A 25,335-nucleotide genomic window follows, 5' to 3' on the forward strand; every position below is an offset into this window, starting at 1 on the left:
TTCCCAGGCTACGGACTCGCGGAGCAGCCTGCAGGGCAAGCGAATTCGCCGGGGCACCGTCCTCGCCCCGCGGTACGCCACCGGCGCCGACCCGATGCCGGGCTCGGCTGTCGCGCCTGCACATAGGATCGGCCGGTGTCGTCCGTTCCACAGTTCCGCTTCCGCCGTGTCCGCCTCGTCGCCGAGCCACCCGTCCACCGGCCTGCCGTCCCCACGGCGCGGGCGATCGTCGACTGCGGTGTCTATGTGGACGGGCGACGATTGCCCGGCCGGTTCACCCCGGCCGCCGCGCTCGCCGAAGTCCGCGGCAGGGGAGAAGGTTTCGTCTGGATCGGCGTGTTCGAGCCCGACGCGCACCAGATGGGGGAGATCGCCGAGACGTTCGGCCTGCATCCGCTGGCCGTCGAGGACGCAGTCCATGGACGTCAGCGGCCCAAACTCGAGCACTACGACGACACCCTGGTGACCGTGATGCGCACCGTCGCCTATGTCGAGCACGACATGCACTCGGTCAGCGAGATCGTCGAGACCGGCGACATCATGGTGTTCACCGGACCCGATTTCGTGGTCGCGGTCCGCCACGGCGCGCACTCGGCGCTGGCCGATGTGCGACACCGGCTCGAAGCGGATCCCGCGCGGATGGCGCTGGGACCCGGCGCCGTGCTGCACGCCATCACCGACCGCATCGTCGATTCCTACATCGTGGTCGCCCAGTCGGTGGAGTACGACGTGGAATCGGTCGAGGAGGAGCTGTTCACCCCGCGCAGCACCCTGCCGATCGAGTCGATCTACCAGCTCAAGCGCGAAATCGTCGAACTGCGGCGCGCGGTGAGCCCACTGGCCCTGCCGCTGCAGGCGCTGACCAGGCCGGAATCCCCACTGTCCAAGGAGATCCGGCGGTATCTGCGCGATGTGGCCGACCACCACGCCGGCGTCTCCGACCGCATCAACGATCTCGACGAGTCGCTGACCGCGCTGGTCGGCGCCGCCGTGGCCAAGATCGCGATCCAGCAGAACTCCGACATGCGCCGGATCTCCGCCATGGTCGCGATCCTGGCCGTCCCGACGATGATCGCCGGCATCTACGGCATGAACTTCGACCACATGCCGGAACTGCACCAGCGCTGGGGCTATCCGGCCGTACTGATCACCATGGTGGTCCTCTGCTCGTGCCTGGTCGTCCTCTTCCGCCGCATCAAGTGGTTGTGACGCACCGGCCGGTCAGGTTCTGAAGAGCGGTGCGGCAGGCCAGGGCCGCAGGACCTGCTCCGCGGGGCCTTTGGTCCCCCGCTCAGGACAGTGGCGCCGACCAGCGCAGCACCGTGCCGCCCGACTCACGGTCGGTCACGGCGAAACTGCCGCCCGCTGCCTCGGCCCTGGCCGCGAGATTGGCGAGCCCGCTGCGCCGGGTGATCTCGGGCGCTATCCCCGCACCGTCGTCGGCGACCTCGATGCTCACCTCGTCACGCACCACCAGTTCCACCGCGACGGTGCTCGCCTTCGCATGCCGGACGACATTGCTCACCGCCTCCCGCAACACCGCTTCGACGTGATCGGACAGCGGTGGCTCGAGCACGGTGACCGGGCCCGCGAGTCGGACCGTGGTGCGCAATCCGGTGTCGGCGGTCATCTCGGTGATGATGTGGTGCAGGCGTTTCCGGTACTGCGAGGAGTCGGTGGTGGTGTTGGACTGCAGGTCGAAGATCGAGTAGCGGATGTCCTGCACGATCGCCTGGATGTCGTCGATCGTCTCGTCGAGACGGGTGCGCACCTCGGATGTCCTGGCCCGCTGCATCGTGCCCTGCAGCGACAAGCCGACCGCGAACAACCGCTGGATCACGTGATCGTGCAGCCCGCGGGCGATCCGGTCGCGATCGGCGTACACGTCGAGCTCGCGCATTCGGCGCTGGGTGCCTGCCAGTTGCAGCGCCACCGCGGCCTGGTCGGCGTAGGTGCCCATCAGCGCCTGATCCTCCGGGCTCGGTGGGGTGACTCCGGCGGGGAGCACGGTGGTCAGCACGCCGGTGACCAGTCCGTTCGCCCGCAGCGGCAGGGTGAGGACCGGGCCGAAATCGGCGATCGAGGCGAAGATCGGATCGTGGGTGGGGGCGTCGGAGGTGACCGGACTGCCCGACCGGAACGCCTCGGCCACCGGCGAATCCGTCAGCGGGATGGCCCGGCCGACCAGCACGCCCGCGTCGGTGCCTGCCGCCGCGACCACCACCAGCTCGGTGATCTCCTCGTGCGGCACGTCGGGGTCCTCGGGCAGCGCCAGGAACGTGCACACCGAATTCGTCAGGGAGCGGCCACGTTCGGCGATCAGCTCGAGCACGTCCTCGGACGGGCTGCCCGCCAGCAGTTCGGTGGCCACATCCCGGATCGCCTCCAGCCAGAGCTGGCGCACCCGCGACTGCGCGTAGAGGCGCGCGTTCTCGATCGCGATGCCCGCGGCGGCGGCGAGCGCCTGCACGACCACCTCGTCGTCCTCGGTGAACTCCTGTCCGCCTGCCTTCTCGGTGAGATAGAGATTGCCGAACACCTCGCCGCGCACCTGCACCGGGACGCCGAGGAAGGTCCGCATCGGCGGGTGGTTGGGCGGGAAGCCGACCGAGGACGGGTGATCCGAAAGATTCGTCAGCCGAATGGGTTTCGGCTCGGCGATGAGCACGCCGAGCACGCCGTGCCCGCGCGGGAGATCGCCGATCAGCACCCGGGTGCGGTCGTCGATGCCTTCGTAGACGAATTCGGCGAGCTGATTGCTGGTCTTGTCGGTCTCGCGCACGCCGAGCGCGCCGTAGCCGGCGTCGACGAGTTCGATGGCGGTGTGCACGATGGTGCGCAGGGTGTTGTCCAGGTCCAGGCCCGCCGTCACGACGAGCATGGCCTCCATCAGCCGGTCCATCCGGTCGCGGACGTCGACGATCTGGGTGATCCGGTCCTGGACCTCGGTCAGCAGTTCACGCAGACGCAGCTGAGACAGGGTCTCGGTCACCGGAGGCCGGCCGCCGGCTGCCGAATCGTCGTCCATGCCGGGCATTCTTGCACGGTGCCACGGGTATCGGGCGATGTCATCGGCGCGTTGGCCGGTTCAGGTCGGCGGCCATGACGGCGGCCTGGGTGCGGCGTTGGACCCCGAGTTTGGTCAGCAGCCGGGACACGTAGTTCTTGACGGTCTTCTCGGCCAGGAACATGTGCGCCGCGATCTGCCGGTTGGTCATGCCCTCGCCCAGCAGCGACAGCAGAGTGCGTTCCTGCTCGGTCAGCGTGGCCAGCGGCCCGGTCTGCTCCGCCGCCTCCGAGCGCAGCTTGGCCATCAGCGCCGCGGCGGCCCGGTTGTCCAGCAGCGACTTGCCGTTGCCGACCTCGCGCACGGCGTTGATCAGCTCGAGGCCCCTGATGTCCTTGACGACGTAGCCGCTGGCGCCGGCCAGGATCGCGTCGAGCATGGCCTGCTCGTCGGTGAACGAGGTGAGGATCAGGCAGCGCGGCGCGGGTTCGGCCGAGAGCAGTTCACGGCACAGTTCGATGCCGTTGCCGTCGGGCAGCCGCACGTCGAGCACGACGACATCGGGGCGCAGCGCGGGAATGCGCGCCAGCGCCTCCGCGCAGGTACCGGCTTCCCCGACCACCCCGAGATCCGGCTCGAGCGCGATCAGGTCGGAGACGCCGCGCCGGACGATCTCGTGGTCGTCGACCAGGAACACCGTGATCATCGCTGACCCTCTCTCGCCAGACAACAGACCCTCGTCTGCCATTGACCGTATCGGTCATCGCTCGGTCAGCACCTCGGTGAGCGGTCGACGTGGGGTGGGTGGCCGCTGTTCGTCTTCGGGGGCGGTGCCGATCCTGACCACGACCTGCGGCACGCCGGGATGGCCGATCAGACCGGCGAGCAGGCGCCTGCCCGCGGTGAGTTCGGTGATGTGGGTCAGCGCGCAGGTCGACAGTCCCGACGCGGTGCAATCGAGCAGGACCGCCGAGAGCGCCTCACCGGTCCGCAGCCAGGCCAGGGGTGACTCGTCGCCGGTGCTCAGCACCACGAGGCGAGCGTGATCGTCGAGATCGCCGCGGCGGGCCGAGCGTTCCGGTGTGGGGAACGACCGGGCGACGCCGACTCTGGCGCGTTCGGACTCCGAGATCAGCGCCGACCGCGGCACCCCCTCGGACCGCTCGGAATGTCCGGCCCACCAGCGGAGTTCGGCCTGGTATTCCATGTCGTAGCGGCGCAGCGCGCCGGACTGCTCGGACACCAGCGCCAGCCGGGGGCGCACCTCGTCGGCGAGGACGTCGACGGCGAGATCGTGCGGCGCGACGAGCTTGTCCAGCGTGGACACGACCGAGGTCAAGCCGATCGGCGCGTCCATCGGCAGCCGGTCGGTGTAGCGGCGATCGATGGCCTCGGCGCGGCGCAGTTCCCCGACCGGCGGCTCGGGCCACGGCTCGAACTCGATCCGCGCCAGCAGATCCGGGCGGTCCGGATCGGGCAGCCGGGTGACCGCGGTGTGCCAGCGGGCGGCGGCGAAGGCGGTCCGCGCATGGTGCAACGCCGCGCCACAGCTGATCACCGCCTGCCGCCCGGTCGGGTCCGCGGCCGCCAGCTGCCGATCCGGATCCAGCGACAGCTCGAGCGCGGTGCCGTCGAACACCCACCGCCACGGCTGGGTGTTGTGCAGCGACGGCGCCCGGCAACCGAGCCGGATCGCCGCGCGAACCGTGGGATGGTCGGGCACCGCATGAACTCGCTGATCGTTCATACAGACCAGTCTGGTGGCCCGCCCGCCCGGTCGCCACGGACTTTCCGCATCTCTGCCGAGGCACAAAGTCCCTGATCACGCGCCCGGTCCAGCTCTGAGTGGATTGGTTCGCCGGATTGCGGGCATGCCGAGGACAAGGCCTTGTCGACACCGTGAGAAGGGGTACCTCGACGTGATGGTGATCCGCGCGCCGCGTGTCTACCGGCCGCAGGCCGACACCTGGCTGTTGGCTCGCGCACTGCGTGGACTGCCGGTGCTGTGTGGCGGCCGGGTACTGGACGTGTGCGCGGGGACCGGCGTGCTCGCGCTGGCCGCGGCGCAGGCGGGGGCGCGCAGCGTCACCGCGGTCGACGTGTCCTGGCCCGCGCTGGCGTCGACGTGGCTGAACTGCCGGCTGCACGGTGTCGCGGTGGAACTGCTGCACGGTGATTTCGCCTCGGCGCTGCGGTTGCCGCGGTTCGATGTGGTGCTGGCCAACCCGCCCTACGTGCCCGCCGAGCGCGGCACCGGCCGTGGCGGCGCACTCGCGTGGGACGCGGGACCCGACGGCCGCAGCGTGCTCGACCGGCTGTGCGACGCACTGCCGGATCTGCTCACCGAACGCGGCGTCGGGTTGATCGTGCATTCGGCGCTCAGCGACCCGGAACGCAGCGTGCGCCAGTTGCGCGACCGCGGTGCGGACGCGCGGGTGGTCACGGCGGGGATCGTGCCGTTCGGGCCGGTTCTGCGGGCCCGCGCCGGATGGCTGGCTGCGCACGGCTTCATCACGCCCGGCCAGCGCTACGAGGAATTGGTGGTGATCCGTGTCGACCGAACATCGTCGCGCGTCGTCGGCGACCCCGCCTGAGCCCCGGCGGATCGTGCTCACCGACGACGGCCCCGCACTCGTCGACGGCCCCGTCGATCTCGTCACCGCCGACGGCACGGTGCTGCACTGCGACCGTTTCGTGGTGGCGCTGTGCCTGTGCCGCCGGTCGAGCACCTACCCGCTGTGCGACACCAGCCACCGGCGCAGGCGACGCCGCGACCAGGAAGGCACCGACCGATGAATCCGACCGTCGTCCCGCGTCGCGCGCTGCCCGCCCCGCGCGGCGCGCTGTCCGCCGCAGTCGTCGAAGTGCTCAGGCGCCCAGCGGGTTCCGCGGTGCCGACGGTCTCCGGCGCCGATCCCTACAGTGAGGATCCCCTGCTGACCCTGCACACCTGCTACGAACTGCACTACCAGGGCTTCGCCGAAGTCGACGAGAACTGGGAATGGGACCCCGACCTGCTGCGCCTGCGTCGCGACCTGGAACGGCAGCTGCTCGCCGCGCTGTCTGCGGACGTCCCCGGCGGCGACGACGTCGACGCCGAAGTCGACCGTCTCCTCGAACCCACCTCCGACACCGACGGCATCGCCGGCTTCCTCGCCGAACGTGGCACCGCTGACCAGCTGCGCGAATACTTCGTGCACCGCTCGATCTACCACCACATCGAGGCCGACCCGTACGCCTGGGTGATCCCGCGCCTGCGTGGGCAGGCCAAGGCCGCGCTGGTCGCGGTGGAATTCGACGAGTTCGGCGGTGGCCGCGGCGATCGCGTGCACGCCCGGTTGTTCGCCGACCTGCTGTCGGGCGCCGGGCTGCGACCGGACTACCTGCACTACCTCGACGCGGTGCCCGCGCCGATGCTCGCCCTGGTGGACATGATGTCGCTGTTCGGTCTGCATCGTGGCCTGCGCGCCGCTCTGGTCGGGCATTTCGCCGCCACCGAGATCACCTCGTCCCCGGCCGCACGGCGTCTCGCCGACATCGCGCGTACCCTGCTGCCGCATCCCGCGTGTGTGCACTTCTATACCGAACATGTCGTCGCCGACGCCGTCCACGAACAGGTCATGCGCCGCGAGGTGATCGCCGAACTGCTTCATGCCGAACCGGAAACGGCGGCGGGGCTCGTCTTCGGCATCCAGGCGACGACCCTGCTCGAAGACCGTTTCACCGAGCACGTCCTCGAATGCTGGCGCGCGGACCGCAGTTCGCTGCGGCAGGAGATCGCGCTCACCGATCCGCGAACAGCCGCCGGACCCGGGAGAAGGTGATGGCGACCGGGTAGCCGTCCCTGGCCTCGTCATACGGATCGTGGTCGACGACCAGGTGATCGGTGATCGAACGCAGCACATGCCAGCCGAATCCCGTCTCGTCGATCGGGTCGGTGTCGCCACAGACGGCGTCCACCGAGACCCGGATCCGGAACTCGTCGGCGATGACATCGCAGTGGATCTGGGACGAGGCAACGGCACCCAGGATCAGGCAGGTCGCCGCTTCGTCGAGCGCGACCCGGATGTCGTCGACCTCGTCGATGCCGAAACCGGTGATCAGGGCGACGGTTTCGGCCACTGCCCGCAGCATGACGAGCTGCTCGAGATCGGCGTCGATCGTGATGTGGATCGACGTCGCGTGTCTCGACTGCGCGATGATCCGGTCGCTCGAATCCACGGTGACCTCCTCCCGAGCTGCTGGCACCGGAGCGGTTCACCCTGCGCCTACCCAGGATTTGCCGGACCGAAACACCGCGTGGACCGGATCGGCCTCAGTGCTCGCCGGGCTCGGGGCCCGATGCCTCGTCGAGGGATTCGTAGTACCGGAACAGCGGCCGGACGCCGACCAGATCGAGCGCCCGCTCCACTTCGTGGCTGTCGGTGAGCAGGCGGATATCGACACCGGCTGCCCAGGCGTCCCGCTTGACGGCGCCGAGCATGGCGGCGATCCGGATGCTCAGGAACTCGGTCTCGCGCAGATCAACCACGATGACGCCCGCGCTGGAATGCACCGCGCGGTCGAGCAGTGTGCAGAACGGCGGCATCCGCGCCGCGTCGAGCTCGGTTCCGGCGTGCAGTACCCAGCAGCCGGGTCGTCCGGGGTCGCGCAGACGCAGCTCAGCTGCGGCGGGTGCCGATGGCCCGCGATACCAGCGCAGCCGGCTCGACAACCGGCGATCCAGGACGACAGCCATAGAACCTCCTGTGCGACGGGGCCGGCTGGAGGTCTCAACCTAGGACAATTCTGGCACGCGCCGCCGCCGGTGTCACTGCACCGGCTGCTCGGCGAGCGCTTGCTCCCGTAGAAGGCCCAGGGTCCGGGACAGGATCCGCGAGACCTGCATCTGGGAGACGCCGAGCTGCTCGGCGATCTGGCTCTGGGTCTTGGACTCGTAGAACCGCATGATCAGCACCCGCCGCTCCTCGCCGGGCAGTGCGGCGATCAGGGGGCGCACCGTCATCGCGTCCTCGGTGAGCTGGTAGCAGGGTTCCTCCACGCCGAGGGTGTCGGTGATCGCCTGACTGGCGTTGTCCCGGTCGTCGTGGGTGAATTCGTCGATCGAGTTGGTCTGGTAGCCGTTGGCGGCGACCAGGGCCCGGGTGATCTCGACCAGGTCCACCTCGAGCGCGTCGGCGAGCTCGCGGGCATTGGGGAGCCTGCCGAGCTGCTGGGACAGTTCCTCGGTGGCGGGCCCGACCCGGAGCTGGATCTCCTTGAGCCGGCGCGGGACGCGCACGGCCCACATGTGGTCACGGAAGTGCCTGCGCACCTCACCCATGATCGTCGGGATCGCGAAGGACAGGAACGAGGATCCCCGGCTCACGTCATAGCGGTCGACGGCGAGGACGAGCCCCACCCTGGCTGTCTGGTCGAGATCGTCGAACTGCTCCCCGCGGCCCGCGAACTTGCGCGCGATGTGGTCGGCCAGCGGCAGGCAGAGCCGGATCACCTCCTCACGGACGGCGTCGTAGTCCTCGTCTCCTGGTGGCAGGGCGCGCAGCTGCTCGAACCAGGGCTCGATGTTGTCGTAGCTGTCGCCGCGCGAGTGGGATCGCCGGGTGGTCGTGTTGTCGGCTGTCATTGTTTCCGATGTCATCGCCGATGCCTCGCTTCCGGACGGTTGCGGATGTCCATGGGGTACCCATCGGTGCCACCGCTATGTGTCGTCCGGCCCGAAGTCTCTCGCGGCTCAGGTCGCGGCGGGTCCGTGCACCCGCCGAATCCAGCCGAACTCGACGGTCGCCGGGTAGCCGTCGCCGACCGGATCGAAGTCGCCGTATTCGATCTGCAACGCGTCGGTCAGCGTCGCGACGACATGCCAGCCGAAGGACTCCTCGTCGAGCGCGGACGGCGTGCGGATCACCGTCGTGATGCGGGCGGCGAGGGTGCCGTCGCCGGTGGTGAACACACACTCGAGCTGGGTGTCCGCCGCCGCCACCAGCATCAGCGCGGTGGCCACCTCGTCCAGGGCCAGGATCAGGTCGGTGACCTCGTCGAGCGCGAAGCCACGCACCAGCAGGACGGTCTCGGCCAGCGAGTGCACCATGGTCAGCTGGTCCAGTTCGGCCGGAACCCGGAACCCGACGGTCTTCGACCGGGGCGCGGTGTCGCGATCGTCTGCCCGCACGCCACCTCCCTGGTCCACCGCCACCAACTGGTCGGAGGGTACGCGGGCCGCGCCGCGCGATTCGCGCGTCCGCCGACCGATTCCCGGCCCCTACTGTTGCCTCATTTCGGGTCGTTGCCGGTCGACTCGGGCTGGTCCGGCGGCTTCCCGGGGCGCTTCCGGTAGGCCAGGGCCACCGCGACGACGGCGATCAGTGCCGCGATCACGAAAATTTCCATAGGCGGCGCATACCCCACCTGCCGATCTCCAACCGCTGTTGCCCGGCGTCCGACAGAGGCGGTATCCACCCGGCTCAAGTCGTGCTGTCCGGATCGCGCCGCCGTTGAAGCAGGGGGCCGAGCAGCCAGACGCCGGTGAAGAACACGGCGAAACAGATCCCCGCGGCGATCGCGGCGCCCAGGCCCGCCACGGTGTCGAAGATCAGCACGGTGACCCCGGTCAGCGCGACGCCGAGCAGGATCATCCCGGCGAACGCGTAACGGTGGCCCGCCGCGACGAGGTCGGCCAGCTGATGCCTGCGGAACAGCAGCCGGTGCGTGGCGACCGGGGCGACCAGCAGCACCGTCGCCGCTACCGACGCGACGACGGTCACCAGGTAGACCACCTGCATCGACGTGTCCAGGATGGGGAACCGGGCCTGGAACGGCAGGGTCAGCAGGAAACCCGTGAGCAGCTGCACGCCGGTCTGCACGACGCGCAGTTCCTGGAGCAGATCGGCCCAGTTCCGATCCAACCGCTGGATCTCGGTCTCGTCGCGAACCCGCCTGTCCCATTCCGCGTCGTCGCGTGCCGTGCTCATCGCCGGTTCCTTTCGCCCTATTCAGGGCATGCCCCGAGGCGTTGTCCCGAAACGGGCAGGGCCAGGTCAGGCACCCGATTGAAGCACTACCGAACGGCTACTACCGCTACATGGACCACAGCACAGCTCCACTCGTCGCCGCGGTCGCCGACTACCGCGGCTCGGGCCGGTACGGATTCACCCCGCCCGGGCATCGCCAGTTCGGCCACGACCTGCTCGGCGTCGAAGCATCCCACGATCTGGATCTGCTGCAGGTCCTCGGCGACATCTCCGGCACCGGCGCGACCGGGTACGACGCCGCGGACTCGCTGCGCACCCACCGCCGCACGAGATCGCGCTGCCCGCACCCGAAGACCTGCAACTGGAGACGGTGATGCTGCCCCGCGACGCGTTCTTCGCCCGACGGAGCTGGTGCCCGCCGCGGAGGCGGCAGGCCGGATCGCCGCCGAACAACTCACCCCGTATCCGCCCGGTATTCCCGCCGTCGTGCCGGGCGAATGCATCGGCGCGGCAGTCGTGGACTACCTGCGCACCGGTGTCGCCGCGGGCATGAATGTGCCCGACGCGAGCGATCCTCGCTTGCAAGCGATTCGGGTCGTCGCCGGGAGCTGACCTGTTTGCGTCCCGCAGACCCGGGTAGGCGGCTTTTGGGTCCCCAAGACGGCCCACCGGCCACCGGAGGTGGCTGAGAGATCTGTCTGAAAGGAATGCCATGGGTATCGCGGACAAGGCGAAGAACAAGGCCGAGGAGCTGGCCGGCAAGGCCAAGGAAGCCACAGGCAAGGCCACCGACGACCGTGATCTGGAGAACGAAGGACGCGGCGACCAGGTGAAGGGGAACCTGAAGGACGCGGGGGAGAAGGTCAAGGACGCCTTCCGCGACTGACCAGCCGACTCGAGCGGGCCATCGGTCGCTACGGCCGATGGCCCGCGGCTGTTCCGTCCTGCTCGTGGACGGTGAGCAGCAGATGATCGAAGCGGGCGCGGGTGGGCGCGTCGGCGCCGCCGAGTCCGGTCACCGCAGGCATCAGCGCCTCGGCGAGATCGCGCAATTTGGAGTTGGTCTCCTTTTCAGTCGCCGCCCACGGCGTTGACGCTGAGTCGCGTTCGTTGATCGCCGACCGAGTGGTCAGGAGGCGTCGGGCCCTAAATCGCGCCTGATGCGCGTAATCATGCCTTTCGCGAATTTCCTGGCGAGGGCCGGTGAGATCCGCTCCACGTACCAGGGCATCTTCGCCGACTTGGGCACCACGATGATCGCATCTCCGCGAAACACCCTGTGCAGTGCGCGTTCGGCGAATTTCTCCGGTGCCAGCGGCCGAAACCGCTCCCAATAGCTGAGGACCTTCTCCTCGCTGACGCCGCCCATGTTGAGCCGGCCGTACTTGCCGCCGGTCAGAATCGGAGTCCGGATCACACCGGGGCAGAGCACCGAGACCTGCACGCCGTGCCGTTGCGCTTCGGCACGCAACGTCATCGAGAGGGCAACGACAGCATGCTTGGTGGCGCCATAACTGCCTGAGCCTGCGGTTGTGACGAGCCCGGCGATCGAGGCGGTATTCACGATGTGTCCTGAGCGCTGTCTGATCATGACCGGGTAGACAGCCTGGATACCGTAGGCGACGCCGCGCAGGTTGACGTCGATGACGTCGTTCCAATCATCGAGTGAGTAGGAGTCGATCTCACCGCCGACCGCGATGCCCGCATTGTTGAACAGGTAGTCGATCCGACCCGACTGTTGCACGATGTCGTCGACGGCTCGTTGGACCGACGGGTAGCTGCGCACGTCGACCTCGAGCGCGTGCGCCTTTCCGCCGCGGCTGCGCAGACGGTGCGCCAGCGCCTCGGCGACCTCCCCTTGGCGATCGGCCAGCCACACTTCGGCGCCCGCGTCTACGAGCGCGGTGGCAAGCGCGGCTCCGATGCCGGAAGCACCTCCGGTCACCACTGCGATCTTCCCTGACGCGCTGGTCGCCATAGAGCGGAATTGTATTCCGTCACCCGGGCGTATTCCAGCAACCGGCGAACAGCAGACACTCGCGCTTGTCAGCCTCGACGCAGCGCGGTGCGAAGTCCGCGCCGGATCGGCCCCGATTCGGTGGGCGCCGTGGGCGCGAATTTGCGTTCGGAGGCGGTTTCGGGTGCGTCGTCGCTGGTCGCGAGAAGAAAGGAGTCGGGCAAGGCGAGTTTGTTGATGGTGCGCAGGCTCAGCAGGTACTGCCGGGGCAGCGGGCCGGTGGTGTAGGGCAGGTCGTATTTGTCGCACAGCGCGCGCACCCGCACCGCGATCTCGGCGTAGCGGTTGCTGGGCAGGTCGGGGAACAGGTGATGCTCGATCTGATGCGAGAGATGGCCGCTGAGGAAGGCCAGCACCGGCCCCGCGTCGAAGTTGGCCGTGCCCAGCATCTGGCGCAGATACCACTCGCCGTGGGTCTCGTGCTCGATCGCGGCGGGGTTGAATTTCTCGGCGCCGTCCGGGAAGTGGCCGCAGAAGATCACGACGTAGGCCCAGAGGTTGCGCAGCGCGTTGGCGATGATGTCGGCGGCGAGGGTGCGTCGCCAGTGCCGTCTGCTGAGGATCGGGAAGAACAGGTAGTCCTTGGCCGCCTGCCTGCCGATCTTGCGGACCAGAGCCCTGGTGTGCGCGGCCTTCTCTGCGTCCGTCGCCGCACGATCGCGCTCGGAGTACAGGCCGTGCAGGGCGATGCCCCACTCGAAAGTGGCTGCCAGGAACAGGTTCTGCAGCGGTTGCAGGAGCAGGCGCGGCCGCCACTGCTGATCCCTGGTGACGCGCAGGACGCCGAATCCGACGTCGTCGTCCATGCCGACCACGTTCGTGAACATGTGATGGCGGTAGTTGTGCGAGTACCGCCATTGCGAGGAAACCCCGGCCATATCCCATTCCCAAGTGCGGGAATGGATTTCGGGATCGTTCATCCAATCCCATTGGCCGTGCGACACATTGTGCCCGATCTCCATGTTCTCGATGCTCTTGGCCGTGGCCAGCGCCGAGGTGCCTGCGAGCCAGCCCGGCCGCGAACCGGTGCAGGCCAGGAGCAGTCGCGCGCTCGCATCGAGGATTCGCTGGAACGCGATCGTGCGCCGGATGTAGTCGGCGTCGGGGGTGCCGCGCCGATCCTCGATATCGCGACGGATCGCATCGAGTTCCTCGCCGAGCGCCTCGACATCGGCTCTGCTCAGGTGCGCGTAGACCGCGACTTCGGTAATGGCCATAGGGGTCCTCGCCTGGTCGTAGCCCCGATTCTACGGACTTCTACAGCGGCCGTCTACGACGTAGACGGACTGTGTAGAGGCGAGCGTGGCCGCCTGATCACCGCGCGAGGTGGGGCAGTGTCGCGGTCAGGCCGGTGAGCAGGATGTCGAGACCGCGTTCGAGCTCGGCGGCGCCGTCGTAGGCCGCCAGGGTCGGGGCGAGTTCGCGTACCAGCGGAAACTCGGTGATCGGCAAGCGGTGCAGGCCGAGGCGCAGCACCTCGTCGGATTCCTCCGGCCGCTCCACCACTTCCTGGAGTTCGTTGAGCACGTGCCCGTAGAGGAAACCGAACAGGGCGCGGTAGACGTGCAGTGCGTCGGCGCCGCTGAAACCGGCGCGGGTGAGCAGCTGCAGGATGTGTTCGAGCGGGCGGACCACCGCGATCGGCCGCATGCCGAGCGGGGTCGACAACGGCCGGGTCACCAGCAGGGGAACGACATTCGGGTGTGCGAGCGCCACCGCGCGGAACGAGCGGGCGACCGCGCGCAGCTGTGCCGCCCAGTCGGGGTCCTCCGCGTCGACCACCAGCTGTTCGAACACCAGCTCGGCCACGCCGTCGAGTACGGCGGCCTTGTTCGGCAGATGCCGGTAGATCACCATCGGATCCCGCCCGACGGCCTCGGCCAGCCTGCGCATCGACAGCCCGTCGATACCGTCGCGATCGACGATCATCAGCGCGGCGGACAGGACGGACTCCCTGGTCACCGCGCTGGTGGGACGGCGGGTGCCATCTGTCGAGTCCTCGGCCATGGCGGCACCTCCGTCTGTTGGTTGTGGTCGTCAGTGTAGACCTACAACGTTGACAAGGGTGGGATGCCGGCGTCTACTTGAGTGGTACAGGTCCCCGGAGCTGATACCGATTCCTCGGATCCCGGACGAAAGGACCGATCGACATGCGCATCCGCGAAGACCACCGACCCGGCCCCGCCGCGGCGCCTGCCCGCCATCAGGTCCCGCCGCTGTACACGCCGCGGCTGCGGATGCGGTCACGCTCCTCGGCGGACCGATACATCGACGGCGCGTGGTGGCCACGATCGGACGACCTGGCCGCCGAACTGCCCGATCTGCTCGCGGTGTTGAGTGTGCGGCTCGGTCCGATCTGGCGCGTCGTCTACGACCCGACGTGCTGGGCGCAGGCGCCGGCACGGATCGCGGTCGCGGGGGAGACGGTCCGGCTCGACTCCTACCACTTCGAACTGTGGAACACGATGTACGTGTTCGGCCGCGACGCCGGCATGCTCGTACTGCAGGTGATCCCCGCCGACACCGACGAGAGCCTCGCCCACGAATCCTTGATGGCCGCCGCCGAATCCGATTCCGCCGAACCCGAAGCGGCCCCGGAAGCGCCGGAGAGTCCGCGTCATATCACCAACCATCAGGCCATGGGCGCGCCCGACCAGGACCGGCAGCCGTTCGCCATTCCTACCCGCCCCCCGCGACTACTGTTGCGCGCCCACGAAAGTCACGCCGAACTGTTCGACGGCGCCTGGTGGCCCCGGACGGCGAATCTCACCGCCGAACTCCACGACCTGATCAGCGACCTCACGCCCCGCCTCGGCCGGACCGCGCGAATCAGCTTCGACTGGAACGCGACCAGCCGCAACCAGCGCCTCAACCACCCCGACGATGTCGACCCGCAGGTCCCCGACGTCGACCAACTCCCTGACACCATGCACCTCGTCGGCGTGAACGGCGTCCACCTCACCCTGCTGGTGATCGCCGCGGACACTCCACCCGACGTCGCCGACGCCCAGCTCCTGCACGCCGCAGGCCGGGTCGGCCACCACCCGCCCACCACCGACTGACCACACCGACGCCCCGCCCGGCGATACCGGGCGGGGCGTCGGTCTTGTTCAGGCGGCGAGGGCGCGGCGGCGGGGTTCGAGTGCCGCGGCGACCAGGTAGCTGCCGCCACCCGCGATGGCGAGGACCCAGTAGGGGCTCGCGCCGTCGAGGAACAGGGCGGCCGAGGAGGTGAGGGCCAGCCAGGCCCCGAGGGCGTATTGCAGCACGTCACGGTAGGCGGCGCCGCCGGCGAGGTAGAGCAGTCCGACGATGAGACCGGAGCCGGTCGGCCACAGCAGCATCTTCAGATCGTCCTGTGCCAGTGCCGAACTCAGCGCGGTGATGACGAAGAACAGCGCGCCGAAGCCGATCAGCCAGGACACGGCGAGCAGATTGCCGACCACCGCGTCCTTACCGGTGACCCCGCGCTGGGCCCGCATCGTCACGATGCTGGTGATGATCATCGCGATCAGCAGCCCGGCGATCAGCAGCACGCTCGGCACCGCGGACGGCAGCCGTACGAGGGGATCGTCGCCGTGGGACAGGGCATACGCACCGTGGCCGAGCAGCCACGCCATCCCGAAACTCAGGTAGGACGGACGGTTGTCGAGCAGGACGCGCAGCGCGGCCGGGCGGGCATCGGTGGTGGAAACATGCTGGGACATCACGGTTCTCCTGTGCGGTGGGGGAGTGGATCAGGCGACGATGACGACTTTGCCGACGACGGTGCTCGACTCGGCGAGTTCCATGGCGCGGGCCGCTTCGGCCAGCGGGACGCGGGCGGCGACCTGAGCGCGCAGGTCGCCGCGCGCGGCGAGATCGAAGACCTTGCCCAGGTCCTCGGTGATGCGGGCACGAAAGCGGTTGCGGTTGCGCTTGCCCGCCCACAGATTGAAGAAGTGCGCACTGCGCTTGTTGGGCAACGCATTCCACAGCAGAATCTGGGCGAGCAGCTTCAGCACCGGCAGTCGCGAGTTGCCCACGTCGTTCTTGGTGGCCGCGGTGCCGTAGGAGACCAGGGTGCCGTGCGGCGCGAGCAGCGCGAACGAGTCGTCGATGCCGGGGCCGCCGATATGATCGAAGACAGCGTCCACGCCCTCGGGGGCGAGTGCCCGGACCTGGTGCGGCACATCGCCGCGGTAGTCGACCCAGGTCGCGCCGAGTGCGCGCACGGCGTCGGCATGGCGCGCCGACGCGGTCCCGATGACGTGAATTCCGTTGGCGCGGGCCAGCTGGACGAGCGTCGAGCCGACCCCGCCGTTGGCGCCGTGCACCAGCACGGTCTGCCCCGCCCGCACCTTCGCGGTCCGGAAGAGCATCTGCCAGGCGGTGATCCCGTTGACCACGAAGGTTTCCGCCTCGGCGGCATCGAGCGACGCGGGCACCGTGACCAGGTCGGCCGCGTCGAGCACGGCATGGCTGGCCCAGCCGCCGATCTTGGTCAGCGCGGCGACCCGGGTGCCGATCAGGGCCGGGTCGACGTCGGCCCCGACCGCGGTGACGGTGCCGACCAGGTCGTAGCCGGGCACGAAGGGGAAGGCGGGCTGGTCGTAGTACTTGCCGCGCCGCATCTGCTGCTCGGCGAAGGAGACACCGCTCGCCTCGACCCGGACGAGGGCTTGCCCGGCCTCGGGCGCGGGCAGATCGCGCCGGGTGACCAGCAGGCCATCGGGTTCGACGCGGCCGGGCAGGACGATTTCGGTGGCGGTGGTGAGCATGACAACTCCTAGTGTGTGACTGGTCAATCACTCGATGGGTCGAAAAAATGCCCCGCGAGGGGGCGGTCAGGGGTCAGTGAGCGTGGGGGTGGCGGATGCCCGCGGTGACGATCTGCGCCCAGGGGCTGTCGTTGCCATCCAGGCCGAGGGTGGTGATCAGGTGGCAGAGCTGCCCGAAGGCGATGAACCGCTGGACGTACTCGTCCGCGGCGCCCGAGCGCTGTTTGGCGAGGTCGGTCACCCTGGCCAGCCCGTCCCGCATCGCCGCGCCGATTTCCGGCACGTCCGCCACGGATTGCGCGTGGACCTGCAGCATCAGCAGGCTCTTGTCGCCGATGAGTTCGGCATATGCCCCGCCCATGTCGTACAGGATCTGCTCGGGACTCTCGGCGTTCGACCGCGCCGCGCCCGCCGACATCGCCGCCTCGATCCGGTCGAAGCACCGCTCGAGCGCCGCGACGAACAGCGCGACCTTGCCGGGAAACAGCTTGAACACGTACGCGGGCGAGATCTGAGCCGTCGCCGCCACCGTGCTGATCGGCGTGCCGTGATAACCGGTCCGGGCGAACTCGATGATCGCGGCATCGACGACGGCATCGCGCCGCAGATCCGATCGGGAGAGGGTGACTCCGCTCTTGCTCATGTGAGTGACTGTACACTCACTCTTTCTGGAGCGTCAACCCCCGACGGACCGCCCGAGAACGGTTCACCCGTTCCGGGTGATGTCGCGACCAGTCTGCGGGTGGTTCGCTTGGCCTCTGATCTCCGTGGCATACACAGATGAGGAGTGTTCGTGAGCGCGTACCCACCGATCGCTGAGCACGGAATCGTCGGCGATCTCCAGACCGCGGCATTGGTGTCCTCGAACGGAACGATCGACTGGTGGTGCGCGCCGCGATTCGATTCACCGAGTGTCTTCGCTTCCCTGCTGGACAGCGAACGGGGCGGCTATTGCCGGGTCGCCGTCGAACCGACCGCTGACAACCTGGTCGTACGCCAGCTCTATCTGCCGGATACAGCGATTCTTCTCACCCGGTTCACGGGGCCCGACGGCGTGGGCGAGGTCGCCGACTTCATGGCCCCGATCCCCGGTACCGAGGCCACCGATCGACACCGGTTGGTACGAGTCATCCGGGTCGTGCGCGGCAGTCTGACCTTCACCCTCGATTGCCGCCCCCGCTTCGACTACGGCCGCGCCACCCACACCCTCGAGCAGAGGGGCGAGCGTACGGCGGTCTTCCGATCCCCCACGGCCGACCTCCATCTCCAAGCCACCGACCCGGTCATCCTGCGCAACACCGACGACGACATCACCGCGCGGTTCACGCTGGCAGCGGGCGAACGAGCGATGATCGTGCTGACGACGACGGCCGACGGTGGACCCGCTCCGGAGCCGCCGACCTGGGAGAGCACCACCGTCGAATTCGAACAGTGCCGGTCCTTCTGGCAGAACTGGCTGCACACCTCCACCTACCGCGGACGCTGGCGGGACATCGTCAATCGTTCCGCGATCACACTCAAACTGCTCACCTACGCGCCGACTGGGGCACCGATCGCCGCGGCGACCATGGGACTGCCGGAACAGGTCGGCGGCGAACGTAATTGGGACTATCGCTACACCTGGATCCGGGACGCTTCCCTGTCGGTGCGCGCGCTGACAGACCTCGGTTTCACCGAGGAAGCCCACGCCTTCCGTCGCTGGCTCCGTGCCCGGCTGGAGGCCGGAGTGACGGCCTCGGGTGAGCCACTCCAGATCATGTACCGCGTCGACGGCGACCCGCATCTGACCGAAGAGGTCCTCACCCATCTCGAAGGTTACGAAGGTTCGGCACCGGTGCGGGTCGGTAACGGAGCGGCCGACCAGATCCAGCTCGATATCTATGGCGAGGCGGCCGACGCCCTCTCCCAGGCTTCCGAGATCGGCCAGATCGCCGAGATCGCGGGCTGGCGGACGTTCTGCGCGCTGCTCGACTGGCTCGCCGACAACTGGGACAGGCCCGACGAGGGGATCTGGGAAACGCGCGGGGGTCGCCAGGAATTCACCTACAGCCGGCTGATGACCTGGGTGGCGTTCGAACGCGGTATTCGCATGGCGATCGACCATTCCAGGCCCGCCGACGTGACCCGCTGGACGAAGGAACGCGACGCGGTGTTCGAACAGATCATCGCCCGGGGCTGGAGCGAGAAGCGCCAGTCCTTCGTCCAGCACTATGCCACCGACGTACTCGACGCCTCGCTACTGCTCATGCCGCGCATGGGCTTCCTGTCCCCGACGGATCCGATGTGGCTGAGCACCCTCGACGCGATGGACTCCGAACTGGTCAGCGACAGCCTGGTCTACCGATACGACCCCGAGGCATCGCCGGACGGCCTGCGCGGCGCGGAGGGCACCTTCAACCTGTGCAGTTTCCTGTACGTCGAAGCCCTCGCCCGCTCCGGACGCCTACATCAGGCTCGCTACGCCTTCGACAAGATGCTCACCTACGCCAACCACGTCGGTCTGTTCGCGGAGGAGATCGGCCCTTCCGGTGAGCAATTGGGCAACTTCCCACAAGCGTTCACCCATTTGGCTCTGATAGCCGCCGCCATCGCCCTGGACGGCGAACTCGATCGCGCCGTGGCCGAAACCAGACCGAAAGCTGAGTGATCCGGTGTCGCGGACGAGCGGCCCCGATGTCCCGAGCGCCCCGCGCGGGGTGCTGATACCACTGGCGTTGGCGCAGTTCATCTGTAGCTTCGCGGGCTCGAACATGAATGTGATGATCAACGACATCAGCGTCGACCTGGACACCACGGTGCAGGGCGTGCAGGTGGCGATCACGATCTTCCTGCTGGTGATGGCCGCGTTGATGATTCCCGGTGGCAAACTCACCGAGCGATACGGGCGTAAACGCTGCTTTCTGGCCGGACTCCTGATTTACGGCATCGGCGCACTGCTCAGCGCGGTGGCGCCGGGGCTCGGTGTGCTGATTCTGGGCAACTCCCTTCTCGAAGGCGTCGGCACCGCGCTGCTGATACCGCCCGTCTATATCCTGACCACCCTGTTGTTCACCGAAACCGCTATGCGGGCAAAGGCATTCGGCGTGATCATGGCGATGGGCGGCATCGGCGCGGCGGCGGGACCGCTGATCGGTGGACTCATCACCACCGCACTGAGCTGGCGTGCGGCGTTTCTGTTCCAAGCCGCTGTCGTCCTGCTCATCGCGGTGCTCGGCCGCCGCATCGACGACCCGCTCCCGCCGGACCCGGGCAAGCCCTTCGACATCACCGGCGCGGTACTGTCGGCGGTCGGGCTGACCCTGATCGTGCTCGGAATCCAGTCCGCCGACAACAATATTCGCCTGATGGTCGCCTCGGTGGCCCTGGGCGCGGTGGTGCTCGCCTGCTTCGTGCTGAGCATCCGAGCCAAGGAACGCGCCGGGCGTGAGCCGCTGATCGCGACGAGCATGTTCACCAATCGCGTCGCCGATCTCGGCCTGGTCACCCAACTCACGCAATGGCTGCTGCTGATGGGCACCTCCTTCGTGGTGGCGGCGTATCTTCAGGTCGTGCGCGGCTACAACGCCGTCGAGACCGGGGTGATCTTCACCGCCGCGACTCTCGGACTGCTCACGACGTCGCTCGCCGCCGCGCGACTGGCGCGCAGGCACCCCCAGCGCACCCTGATCAAAGCAGGCTTTCTGGTCAGCATCATCGGCATCGTCGTCCTGCTCGCGCTGGCCGGCCGTTCCCTGAACCCGTGGGCTTTCGCACCGGGGCTGCTGTTGATCGGACTCGGGCTCGGACTCATGCTCACCCCGTCGGTCACGGTGGTCCAGTCCAGCTTCACCGAGGATGAGCAGGGCGAGATCTCTGGCCTGTCGCGCAGCGTGTCGAATCTCGGCTCTTCCCTCGGTACCGCGCTGACCGGCACCATTCTCGTCGCCGGTCTCACCGGCCACGCCTACGCCGCCGCGATGATCACCCTCGCCGGCGTCGGGCTCGTCGGCTTCATCGCCGCCACGCTCCTTCCCCGCCGTACCATCACCGACCCCACCCCATCCGATATGGGAGCCGGGTGACCGGGCATTTCACGAATACCAGTTACGGTGTAGTTATCCGTTTATCGAGAGCCGACGTAGGGAGTCATCATGCCGAAGTTGGAGATCAAGAGAAAGTCCGAACTCTCTCGAAAAGAGGTGTCCGAGCGGCTGATCGCGATAGGCAAGGCTCTGGCGAGCGGATCGGAGGTGGAATTCGGCTCGGAGGGCGATTCGCTCGAGATCGTCGTCGCCGACCAGGTCAGCTGGGAATTCGAGATCGAGGTAGACGGTACCGAGACCGAAATCGAAATCGAGATCAAATGGCGTGACGACCCGGTCGATTCGACGCCCCATAGGCCGCCGAGATCGACGGCTGCGGCTCCGGCCAAAACCACCACGCGTCGCACGCGTGCTCGTAAACCGCCGGCCACATAGTCCACGATCGCGGTCGGCGCCGTCGTGCTGAACCCTCGTGCTGGGCTCAGCCCGGTGCGATCGGTTCGAAGGAACGGATCGAGTCGGCACCGGGGCCCACCACCGCCGCCGACGATTCCGGCATTTCGTTCCACGCGCCCGCCAGGTCGCGCAGCGGTTCCGAGACCACGAATCGGGTCTCGGAGCCCAGCTTGCGCAGCACCTCGACCTCGGGGTGCAGTGCCCGCAACGCGTCCAGTTCGGTCGAGAAGAACAACGACCGCGATTGCCCCTCGCTGGAATAGCGGAAGACCCACAGGAATTCGCCGTCGGTGGTCGCGACGGTCATCTGCACCGGATGGTCGACCCCGTACGCGTGCCCGACGTCCTCGACGAAACCGACCGCACGGGCGACGGCACCGAAGGGGTCGTCGACGAGACCGAATGTCAAGGCCAGGTAGAACAGGGTTTCGGAGTCCGTGGAACCCTCGATGTCAGCGAAGAGTTCCGGCTCGACTGCCGCCAGCAGGTCACGCCGGGTCTCGCGGAAGCCGTGCAGGGCGCCGTTGTGCACCCACAACCACCGCCCGTGCCGGAACGGGTGACAGTTGCTGCGTTGCACCGCCGTCCCGGTCGAGGCTCGAACATGCGCGAGCAGCATCGGTGTGCGCACCTGACCCGCGATCTCCCGCAGATTGAGATCGTTCCAGGCTGGTTCGATGCTCTTGTACACCGCAGGCTCGGCGCCGATGCCGTACCAGCCGACACCGAAGCCGTCACCGTTGGTGGTGGTCGCGCCCATACGTGAGTGCAGACTCTGGTCGATCAGGGAGTGTTCAGGGCGGAACAACAGATCCTCGGCGAGGATCGGATCACCCGAGTACGCCATCCACCGGCACATGAATCCATTGAAGCAGAAATGACACCGCCGGCGATAGTTGTCCGATTTCCGGCCGGGAAATACATGCCCTATGTCCGGACTCATCATTTCGAACCACTACTCGTCCATCGAATGAACCTCTCCTCGATATCAGCAACAGGTCAGCGATTCTGCGGGTACCCCGGTGGACCGTCACCGGCCGAGCGGATCCTGGTCGGCGAGCAGGGTCCGGACGATGGTGGCCCACTCGCGCAGGGTGGTGCGCGCCGCATTCTCGGAGGTGTGCAAGACCCGGCCTGCCGCGGTGCCGCGCAGCACGGTGATGGTGAGATCGCGGATCACCGGATAGCGCGGGTGTGCCACCACCTCGGGACCGAACAGTTCGTCGACGACGCGGACGAGGTCGCGGCCCGCGGCGCGTTCCGCGTGCTGGAGTGCTGCGGCCAGGTCGCGGTCGGTGCGGGCGGCCGCCCAGAGTTCCATTTCGGCTTGGGCGGGTGGGCGGGTCATCGACTCGTAGAGGGCTGTGAGCGCCCGGTCGACCGGGTCGGCATCCGGGTCGAACCGGGCCGCCGCGGCCAGCGCTGCCTGTTCGTTACGCTGAACCAGGTTCTGCACCAGGGCTTTCGACAGTTCGGCGATGGTGGGGAAGTGGTGCAGTAGCGCGCCGCGGCTGAGTCCGGCGGCTTCCTGGACGGCGACGGTGGTCAGCGCGGAGTAGCCGCGCCGCACCAGCAGGTCGATCGCCGCGTCGAGGATGCGGGCTCGGGTGGCCTGCTTCTGTTCTTCGCGCGTTGCCAAGTCGGGCCCTTCTCGTTGTCGGCCGAGAATTTCACAGTCACTATTGACTGTGAGTGCTCCGACCCGCCATGCTTTCGACAGATTCTCCATCCCGGCACCTCGAATCCAGAAGGACCCCATCGTGTCGAACAGCAGCACGAACCCCGACCAGTCCGCGGCCTGGTACGACAACTGGACCGAAGGCCCCGACTCGCCGTGGCGGCATCGCCCTGACCCGGACTTCGAGCGGGAGTACTCCACGCTCACCTACGAACGGGACGGGCGGATCGCCAGGATCACCTTCAATCGCCCGGACAAGGGCAACGCGATCACCCCGCACACCCCCAGGGATCTGGCGCACGCGGTCGAACGGGCCGACCTGGACCCGCGCGTGCACGTCATCGTGGTGTCCGGGCGAGGCAAAGGGTTCTGTGGCGGCTACGACCTGGACATGTTCGCCGAGCAGGGCTTCGCGGAGGCGGACGGACCGGACGAGGTCACCGGAACCGTGCTCGATCCGGTGGTCAACGCCGTCAACCACGATCCGCAGGGCATCTGGGACCCGATGATCGACTTCGCCATGATGAGCAGGTTCACCAAGGGATTCGCCAGCCTCATGCACGCGAACAAGCCGACCGTCGCGAAACTGCACGGCTTCGCGATCGCGGGCGGCACCGACATCGCGCTGCACGCCGACCAGATCATCTGCGCCGACGACACCAAGATCGGCTATCCACCCACCCGCGTCTGGGGCATCCCGGCCGCGGGCATGTGGGCGCACCGCCTCGGCGATCAGCGCGCCAAGCGCCTGCTGTTCACCGGCGACTGCATCAGCGGCAAGCAAGCCGCCGAATGGGGTCTCGCGGTCGAATCCTGGCCCGCCGAGGAACTCGACGAGCGCACCGAAGCCCTGGTCGAACGCATCGCCCGGATGCCGGTCAACCAGCTGATGATGGCCAAACTCGCGCTCAACTCGGCCCTCAACACCCAGGGGGTCGCCAACTCGGCCATGGTCAGCACCGTCTTCGACGGTATCTCGCGCCACACCCGCGAGGGCTACGCCTTCCAGATGCGCGCCGCCACAGCCGGATTCCGGGAAGCGGTCCGCGAACGCGACGATCCGTACGGCGACCACAAACGCGCTCAGTTCGAGCGCTGAGCTGCCGGATCGGCACTCAGGGCGTGACGATGAGGAACGCCCCAGCGTTCCAAAGTCTCATCGAGATAGCCGGCGAAATTGCGGGCGTCGCGGGTGCGGGCGCCGCGCAGGGTCCACCTTCGCGCTGCTGGGTAGCCGCGTGATCGGTCTCCGCCGTTGTTGCGGTGGTCGACACTCCGAACCGAGTGCCGCGGTCGAAAGACGCACGGCTACTAGTCTTTCTGTCCATGGGGACGACCAGCGGAAAGGCCGTGGATGCACCGGTCGCGAACTCCGCGGAGCGAATATCGAGCATGGTGGGGTGCAGCTATCGCGCCGAGGACGTCTATGTCGTGGGGCGGGAGAAGATCCGTGAGTTCGCGCGCGCTGTCCAGGACACGCACCCGGTGCACTGGGCGGAATCCGTGGGCGTGGAGTACGGCTACGGTGGGCTGATCGCGCCGCTGACGTTCTTCTCGATCCCGGCGTTCCGGGCTCAGCTCACGATGTTCGACGCTGTTGCCGGTGGATACGACCTGAGCCAGATCATGCAAACCGATCAGGTCATCAACTACTACAAGCCGCTTCGGTCCGGTGACGTACTGTCCTTCGACGTCAGTCTCGAGTCGTTTCGCCAAGCTTTCGGCGGCGAACTCTTCGAGTTCAAGACTGTGATCACCGACCAGAACAATGATGTGGCGATCATCTCGCGGACGAGTTTCGTCGGTCGATCCGCGGCCGGTGCGAGCGCGATTCCGTTCGGCGACAAGCTGGTGACGCAGGGTTTTCGTGACATCCGGTCGGGTACCGGACCGGCACTCCGCACGCCCGCCGAATCGCGCCAGGAGACCCTGCCGCAGGTCGAGCCGGGCGCAGGGGCCCATGCGCTTGCCTTCGAGTCCGTCGCGGTGGGCGATCAACTCCCACCGCGACACGTTTCGCTCACCCCCGGCGACCTGGTCAACTACGCCGGCGTGGCCGGTGACCCGAACCCCATCCACTGGCACGCCGCAGCGGCGCGCGCGGTGAACCTGGATGCCCCGGTCGCGCACGGCATGCTGACGATCGGACTGGGAGCGGGGTACCTCACCTCGTGGCTCGGTGATCCCGGCGCTGTCATCGAGTGCGCGGTCCGGTTCACCAGCCCGGTCTTCGTCACGAGCGCCGGCGCGACCATCGAGTTCTCGGGGACAGTGAAGTCTGTCGATCCGCAGCGCCGGACGGCCGTCGTGGCGATCACCGCCAAGTGCGAGGGGCGCAGGATTTTCGGCCGCGCGACGGCCACGGTCCGACTCCCGCGGCAGGCGGACCCCAGCCCGGAGCCACCGCCCTCACCCGCGCACTGA

28 protein-coding genes and 1 pseudogene are annotated in these 25,335 nt (G+C 68.0%); 12 read left to right on the forward strand and 17 right to left on the reverse strand.

The genetic code is table 11. From position 1 onward, the window contains the following. Positions 1–135 precede the first annotated feature (135 nt). On the forward strand, positions 136–1,209 hold the full coding sequence (locus tag ACFVAV_RS31290; RefSeq protein ID WP_379039188.1) for a magnesium and cobalt transport protein CorA: 1,074 nt from the start codon (positions 136–138) through the stop codon (positions 1,207–1,209). An 82-nt stretch (positions 1,210–1,291) separates the two neighbouring features. Here the strand turns inward: ACFVAV_RS31290 and ACFVAV_RS31295 are convergent, their stop codons facing one another. Genes ACFVAV_RS31295 through ACFVAV_RS31305 form a run of 3 tightly spaced genes read right to left on the reverse strand, consistent with a single transcriptional unit; the run spans position 1,292 to position 4,754 of the window. Then, positions 1,292–3,028 (reverse strand): GAF domain-containing sensor histidine kinase, encoded by a 1,737-nt coding sequence (locus ACFVAV_RS31295; protein WP_379039189.1) that lies wholly within the window; start codon positions 3,026–3,028, stop codon positions 1,292–1,294. A 40-nt stretch (positions 3,029–3,068) separates the two neighbouring features. Beyond that, positions 3,069–3,713, reverse strand: a complete 645-nt coding sequence (locus tag ACFVAV_RS31300; protein WP_379039190.1) for a response regulator — start codon at positions 3,711–3,713, stop codon at positions 3,069–3,071. Between the two features lie 54 nt (positions 3,714–3,767). Beyond that, positions 3,768–4,754 carry an Acg family FMN-binding oxidoreductase gene (locus ACFVAV_RS31305; RefSeq protein ID WP_379039191.1) on the reverse strand — a complete coding sequence of 329 codons (987 nt, stop codon included), beginning with the start codon at positions 4,752–4,754 and terminating at the stop codon, positions 3,768–3,770. Between the two features lie 175 nt (positions 4,755–4,929). Between ACFVAV_RS31305 and ACFVAV_RS31310 the strand changes: the two genes are divergently transcribed. Genes ACFVAV_RS31310 through ACFVAV_RS31320 form a run of 3 tightly spaced genes read left to right on the forward strand, consistent with a single transcriptional unit; the run spans position 4,930 to position 6,831 of the window. Then, on the forward strand, positions 4,930–5,601 hold the full coding sequence (locus tag ACFVAV_RS31310) for a HemK2/MTQ2 family protein methyltransferase (RefSeq protein WP_379039247.1): 672 nt from the start codon (positions 4,930–4,932) through the stop codon (positions 5,599–5,601). Then, positions 5,558–5,803 (forward strand): CDGSH iron-sulfur domain-containing protein, encoded by a 246-nt coding sequence (locus ACFVAV_RS31315; RefSeq protein WP_379039192.1) that lies wholly within the window; start codon positions 5,558–5,560, stop codon positions 5,801–5,803. Before ACFVAV_RS31310 ends, ACFVAV_RS31315 begins: the two co-directional genes overlap by 44 nt. After that, positions 5,800–6,831, forward strand: a complete 1,032-nt coding sequence (locus ACFVAV_RS31320; RefSeq protein WP_379039193.1) for an iron-containing redox enzyme family protein — start codon at positions 5,800–5,802, stop codon at positions 6,829–6,831. Before ACFVAV_RS31315 ends, ACFVAV_RS31320 begins: the two co-directional genes overlap by 4 nt. Here ACFVAV_RS31320 and ACFVAV_RS31325 read toward each other — a convergent pair. The 5 genes from ACFVAV_RS31325 to ACFVAV_RS31345 form a co-directional block, all read right to left on the reverse strand. Then, entirely contained in the window at positions 6,791–7,228 is a 438-nt protein-coding gene (locus tag ACFVAV_RS31325) for an ATP-binding protein (protein ID WP_379039194.1), read from the reverse strand. The genes ACFVAV_RS31320 and ACFVAV_RS31325 overlap by 41 nt on opposite strands. 94 nt (positions 7,229–7,322) lie before the next feature. Then, complete coding sequence (locus ACFVAV_RS31330) at positions 7,323–7,745, reverse strand: STAS domain-containing protein (RefSeq protein ID WP_379039195.1); 423 nt, start codon at positions 7,743–7,745, stop codon at positions 7,323–7,325. A 72-nt stretch (positions 7,746–7,817) separates the two neighbouring features. Further along, complete coding sequence (locus ACFVAV_RS31335; RefSeq protein ID WP_379039196.1) at positions 7,818–8,633, reverse strand: RNA polymerase sigma factor SigF; 816 nt, start codon at positions 8,631–8,633, stop codon at positions 7,818–7,820. A 108-nt stretch (positions 8,634–8,741) separates the two neighbouring features. Further along, entirely contained in the window at positions 8,742–9,179 is a 438-nt protein-coding gene (locus ACFVAV_RS31340; RefSeq protein WP_379039197.1) for an anti-sigma factor, read from the reverse strand. 292 nt (positions 9,180–9,471) lie between these two features. Next, positions 9,472–9,978 (reverse strand): DUF6328 family protein, encoded by a 507-nt coding sequence (locus tag ACFVAV_RS31345; RefSeq protein ID WP_379039198.1) that lies wholly within the window; start codon positions 9,976–9,978, stop codon positions 9,472–9,474. A gap of 209 nt (positions 9,979–10,187) precedes the next feature. Between ACFVAV_RS31345 and ACFVAV_RS31350 the strand changes: the two are divergent. Beyond that, positions 10,188–10,590: pseudogene (locus tag ACFVAV_RS31350) on the forward strand (ornithine decarboxylase); the annotation flags it as partial. 100 nt (positions 10,591–10,690) lie between these two features. Further along, positions 10,691–10,864 carry a CsbD family protein gene (locus tag ACFVAV_RS31355; protein WP_379039199.1) on the forward strand — a complete coding sequence of 58 codons (174 nt, stop codon included), beginning with the start codon at positions 10,691–10,693 and terminating at the stop codon, positions 10,862–10,864. A 28-nt stretch (positions 10,865–10,892) separates the two neighbouring features. Here ACFVAV_RS31355 and ACFVAV_RS31360 read toward each other — a convergent pair whose 3' ends face one another. The 4 genes from ACFVAV_RS31360 to ACFVAV_RS31375 all read right to left on the reverse strand — a co-directional run bounded on the left by ACFVAV_RS31360 (position 10,893) and on the right by ACFVAV_RS31375 (position 14,002). Continuing rightward, positions 10,893–11,030: a hypothetical protein gene (locus tag ACFVAV_RS31360; RefSeq protein ID WP_379039200.1), complete on the reverse strand. Its 138-nt coding sequence runs from the start codon at positions 11,028–11,030 to the stop codon at positions 10,893–10,895. 77 nt (positions 11,031–11,107) lie between these two features. Then, positions 11,108–11,956 (reverse strand): SDR family oxidoreductase, encoded by an 849-nt coding sequence (locus tag ACFVAV_RS31365; RefSeq protein WP_379039201.1) that lies wholly within the window; start codon positions 11,954–11,956, stop codon positions 11,108–11,110. A gap of 68 nt (positions 11,957–12,024) precedes the next feature. Continuing rightward, a complete protein-coding gene (locus ACFVAV_RS31370) occupies positions 12,025–13,212 on the reverse strand; it encodes a fatty acid desaturase family protein (protein ID WP_379039202.1) in 1,188 nt (395 codons plus the stop codon). A gap of 97 nt (positions 13,213–13,309) precedes the next feature. Further along, positions 13,310–14,002, reverse strand: a complete 693-nt coding sequence (locus ACFVAV_RS31375) for a TetR/AcrR family transcriptional regulator C-terminal domain-containing protein (RefSeq protein ID WP_379039203.1) — start codon at positions 14,000–14,002, stop codon at positions 13,310–13,312. Positions 14,003–14,145: 143 nt separating this feature from the next. Between ACFVAV_RS31375 and ACFVAV_RS31380 the strand changes: the two genes are divergently transcribed. Beyond that, complete coding sequence (locus ACFVAV_RS31380) at positions 14,146–15,057, forward strand: DUF5994 family protein (RefSeq protein ID WP_379039204.1); 912 nt, start codon at positions 14,146–14,148, stop codon at positions 15,055–15,057. 48 nt (positions 15,058–15,105) lie between these two features. Here ACFVAV_RS31380 and ACFVAV_RS31385 read toward each other — a convergent pair whose 3' ends face one another. The 3 genes from ACFVAV_RS31385 to ACFVAV_RS31395 all read right to left on the reverse strand — a co-directional run bounded on the left by ACFVAV_RS31385 (position 15,106) and on the right by ACFVAV_RS31395 (position 17,398). Beyond that, the gene (locus tag ACFVAV_RS31385) at positions 15,106–15,702 is read right to left on the reverse strand and encodes an ABC transporter permease (protein ID WP_379039205.1); all 597 of its coding nucleotides are present in this window, start codon (positions 15,700–15,702) and stop codon (positions 15,106–15,108) included. A 30-nt stretch (positions 15,703–15,732) separates the two neighbouring features. Continuing rightward, a complete protein-coding gene (locus tag ACFVAV_RS31390) occupies positions 15,733–16,755 on the reverse strand; it encodes a medium chain dehydrogenase/reductase family protein (RefSeq protein WP_379039206.1) in 1,023 nt (340 codons plus the stop codon). A gap of 73 nt (positions 16,756–16,828) precedes the next feature. After that, positions 16,829–17,398 (reverse strand): TetR/AcrR family transcriptional regulator, encoded by a 570-nt coding sequence (locus tag ACFVAV_RS31395; RefSeq protein WP_379039207.1) that lies wholly within the window; start codon positions 17,396–17,398, stop codon positions 16,829–16,831. A 150-nt stretch (positions 17,399–17,548) separates the two neighbouring features. Between ACFVAV_RS31395 and ACFVAV_RS31400 the strand changes: the two genes are divergently transcribed. The 3 genes from ACFVAV_RS31400 to ACFVAV_RS31410 all read left to right on the forward strand — a co-directional run bounded on the left by ACFVAV_RS31400 (position 17,549) and on the right by ACFVAV_RS31410 (position 21,212). Then, a complete protein-coding gene (locus ACFVAV_RS31400) occupies positions 17,549–19,402 on the forward strand; it encodes a glycoside hydrolase family 15 protein (RefSeq protein WP_379039208.1) in 1,854 nt (617 codons plus the stop codon). Positions 19,403–19,406: 4 nt separating this feature from the next. Next, on the forward strand, positions 19,407–20,816 hold the full coding sequence (locus ACFVAV_RS31405; RefSeq protein WP_379039209.1) for an MFS transporter: 1,410 nt from the start codon (positions 19,407–19,409) through the stop codon (positions 20,814–20,816). A 69-nt stretch (positions 20,817–20,885) separates the two neighbouring features. Then, positions 20,886–21,212: an amphi-Trp domain-containing protein gene (locus tag ACFVAV_RS31410; RefSeq protein WP_379039210.1), complete on the forward strand. Its 327-nt coding sequence runs from the start codon at positions 20,886–20,888 to the stop codon at positions 21,210–21,212. Between the two features lie 46 nt (positions 21,213–21,258). Here the strand turns inward: ACFVAV_RS31410 and ACFVAV_RS31415 are convergent, their stop codons facing one another. Together ACFVAV_RS31415 and ACFVAV_RS31420 are read right to left on the reverse strand one after the other, a co-directional pair. Continuing rightward, entirely contained in the window at positions 21,259–22,080 is an 822-nt protein-coding gene (locus tag ACFVAV_RS31415; RefSeq protein ID WP_379039248.1) for a class II glutamine amidotransferase, read from the reverse strand. A gap of 183 nt (positions 22,081–22,263) precedes the next feature. Next, on the reverse strand, positions 22,264–22,872 hold the full coding sequence (locus ACFVAV_RS31420) for a TetR/AcrR family transcriptional regulator (RefSeq protein ID WP_379039211.1): 609 nt from the start codon (positions 22,870–22,872) through the stop codon (positions 22,264–22,266). Positions 22,873–22,993: 121 nt separating this feature from the next. Here ACFVAV_RS31420 and ACFVAV_RS31425 point away from each other — a divergent pair, with 121 nt between their 5' ends. Beyond that, positions 22,994–24,010, forward strand: a complete 1,017-nt coding sequence (locus ACFVAV_RS31425; protein ID WP_379039212.1) for a crotonase/enoyl-CoA hydratase family protein — start codon at positions 22,994–22,996, stop codon at positions 24,008–24,010. Between the two features lie 227 nt (positions 24,011–24,237). Then, positions 24,238–25,335, forward strand: a complete 1,098-nt coding sequence (locus tag ACFVAV_RS31430) for a fused (3R)-hydroxyacyl-ACP dehydratase subunits HadA/HadB (protein ID WP_379039213.1) — start codon at positions 24,238–24,240, stop codon at positions 25,333–25,335.

The sequence above is a fragment of the Nocardia sp. NPDC057663 genome, assembly GCF_042799895.1.
Taxonomy (GTDB): domain Bacteria; phylum Actinomycetota; class Actinomycetes; order Mycobacteriales; family Mycobacteriaceae; genus Nocardia.

Bases quoted from the DNA above. Each gene is read 5' to 3' on its own strand.
- ACFVAV_RS31305 (WP_379039191.1), bottom strand. From the start codon at position 4,754: ATGAACGATCAGCGAGTTCATGCGGTGCCCGACCATCCCACGGTTCGC.
- ACFVAV_RS31365 (WP_379039201.1), bottom strand. From the start codon at position 11,956: ATGGCGACCAGCGCGTCAGGGAAGATCGCAGTGGTGACCGGAGGTGCT.
- ACFVAV_RS31390 (WP_379039206.1), bottom strand. From the start codon at position 16,755: ATGCTCACCACCGCCACCGAAATCGTCCTGCCCGGCCGCGTCGAACCC.
- ACFVAV_RS31295 (WP_379039189.1), bottom strand. From the start codon at position 3,028: ATGGACGACGATTCGGCAGCCGGCGGCCGGCCTCCGGTGACCGAGACC.
- ACFVAV_RS31410 (WP_379039210.1), top strand. From the start codon at position 20,886: ATGCCGAAGTTGGAGATCAAGAGAAAGTCCGAACTCTCTCGAAAAGAG.
- ACFVAV_RS31355 (WP_379039199.1), top strand. From the start codon at position 10,691: ATGGGTATCGCGGACAAGGCGAAGAACAAGGCCGAGGAGCTGGCCGGC.
- ACFVAV_RS31320 (WP_379039193.1), top strand. From the start codon at position 5,800: ATGAATCCGACCGTCGTCCCGCGTCGCGCGCTGCCCGCCCCGCGCGGC.
- ACFVAV_RS31430 (WP_379039213.1), top strand. From the start codon at position 24,238: ATGGGGACGACCAGCGGAAAGGCCGTGGATGCACCGGTCGCGAACTCC.
- ACFVAV_RS31385 (WP_379039205.1), bottom strand. From the start codon at position 15,702: ATGTCCCAGCATGTTTCCACCACCGATGCCCGCCCGGCCGCGCTGCGC.
- ACFVAV_RS31375 (WP_379039203.1), bottom strand. From the start codon at position 14,002: ATGGCCGAGGACTCGACAGATGGCACCCGCCGTCCCACCAGCGCGGTG.
- ACFVAV_RS31345 (WP_379039198.1), bottom strand. From the start codon at position 9,978: ATGAGCACGGCACGCGACGACGCGGAATGGGACAGGCGGGTTCGCGAC.
- ACFVAV_RS31370 (WP_379039202.1), bottom strand. From the start codon at position 13,212: ATGGCCATTACCGAAGTCGCGGTCTACGCGCACCTGAGCAGAGCCGAT.
- ACFVAV_RS31335 (WP_379039196.1), bottom strand. From the start codon at position 8,633: ATGACAGCCGACAACACGACCACCCGGCGATCCCACTCGCGCGGCGAC.
- ACFVAV_RS31380 (WP_379039204.1), top strand. From the start codon at position 14,146: ATGCGCATCCGCGAAGACCACCGACCCGGCCCCGCCGCGGCGCCTGCC.
- ACFVAV_RS31395 (WP_379039207.1), bottom strand. From the start codon at position 17,398: ATGAGCAAGAGCGGAGTCACCCTCTCCCGATCGGATCTGCGGCGCGAT.
- ACFVAV_RS31310 (WP_379039247.1), top strand. From the start codon at position 4,930: ATGGTGATCCGCGCGCCGCGTGTCTACCGGCCGCAGGCCGACACCTGG.
- ACFVAV_RS31300 (WP_379039190.1), bottom strand. From the start codon at position 3,713: ATGATCACGGTGTTCCTGGTCGACGACCACGAGATCGTCCGGCGCGGC.
- ACFVAV_RS31330 (WP_379039195.1), bottom strand. From the start codon at position 7,745: ATGGCTGTCGTCCTGGATCGCCGGTTGTCGAGCCGGCTGCGCTGGTAT.
- ACFVAV_RS31415 (WP_379039248.1), bottom strand. From the start codon at position 22,080: ATGGCGTACTCGGGTGATCCGATCCTCGCCGAGGATCTGTTGTTCCGC.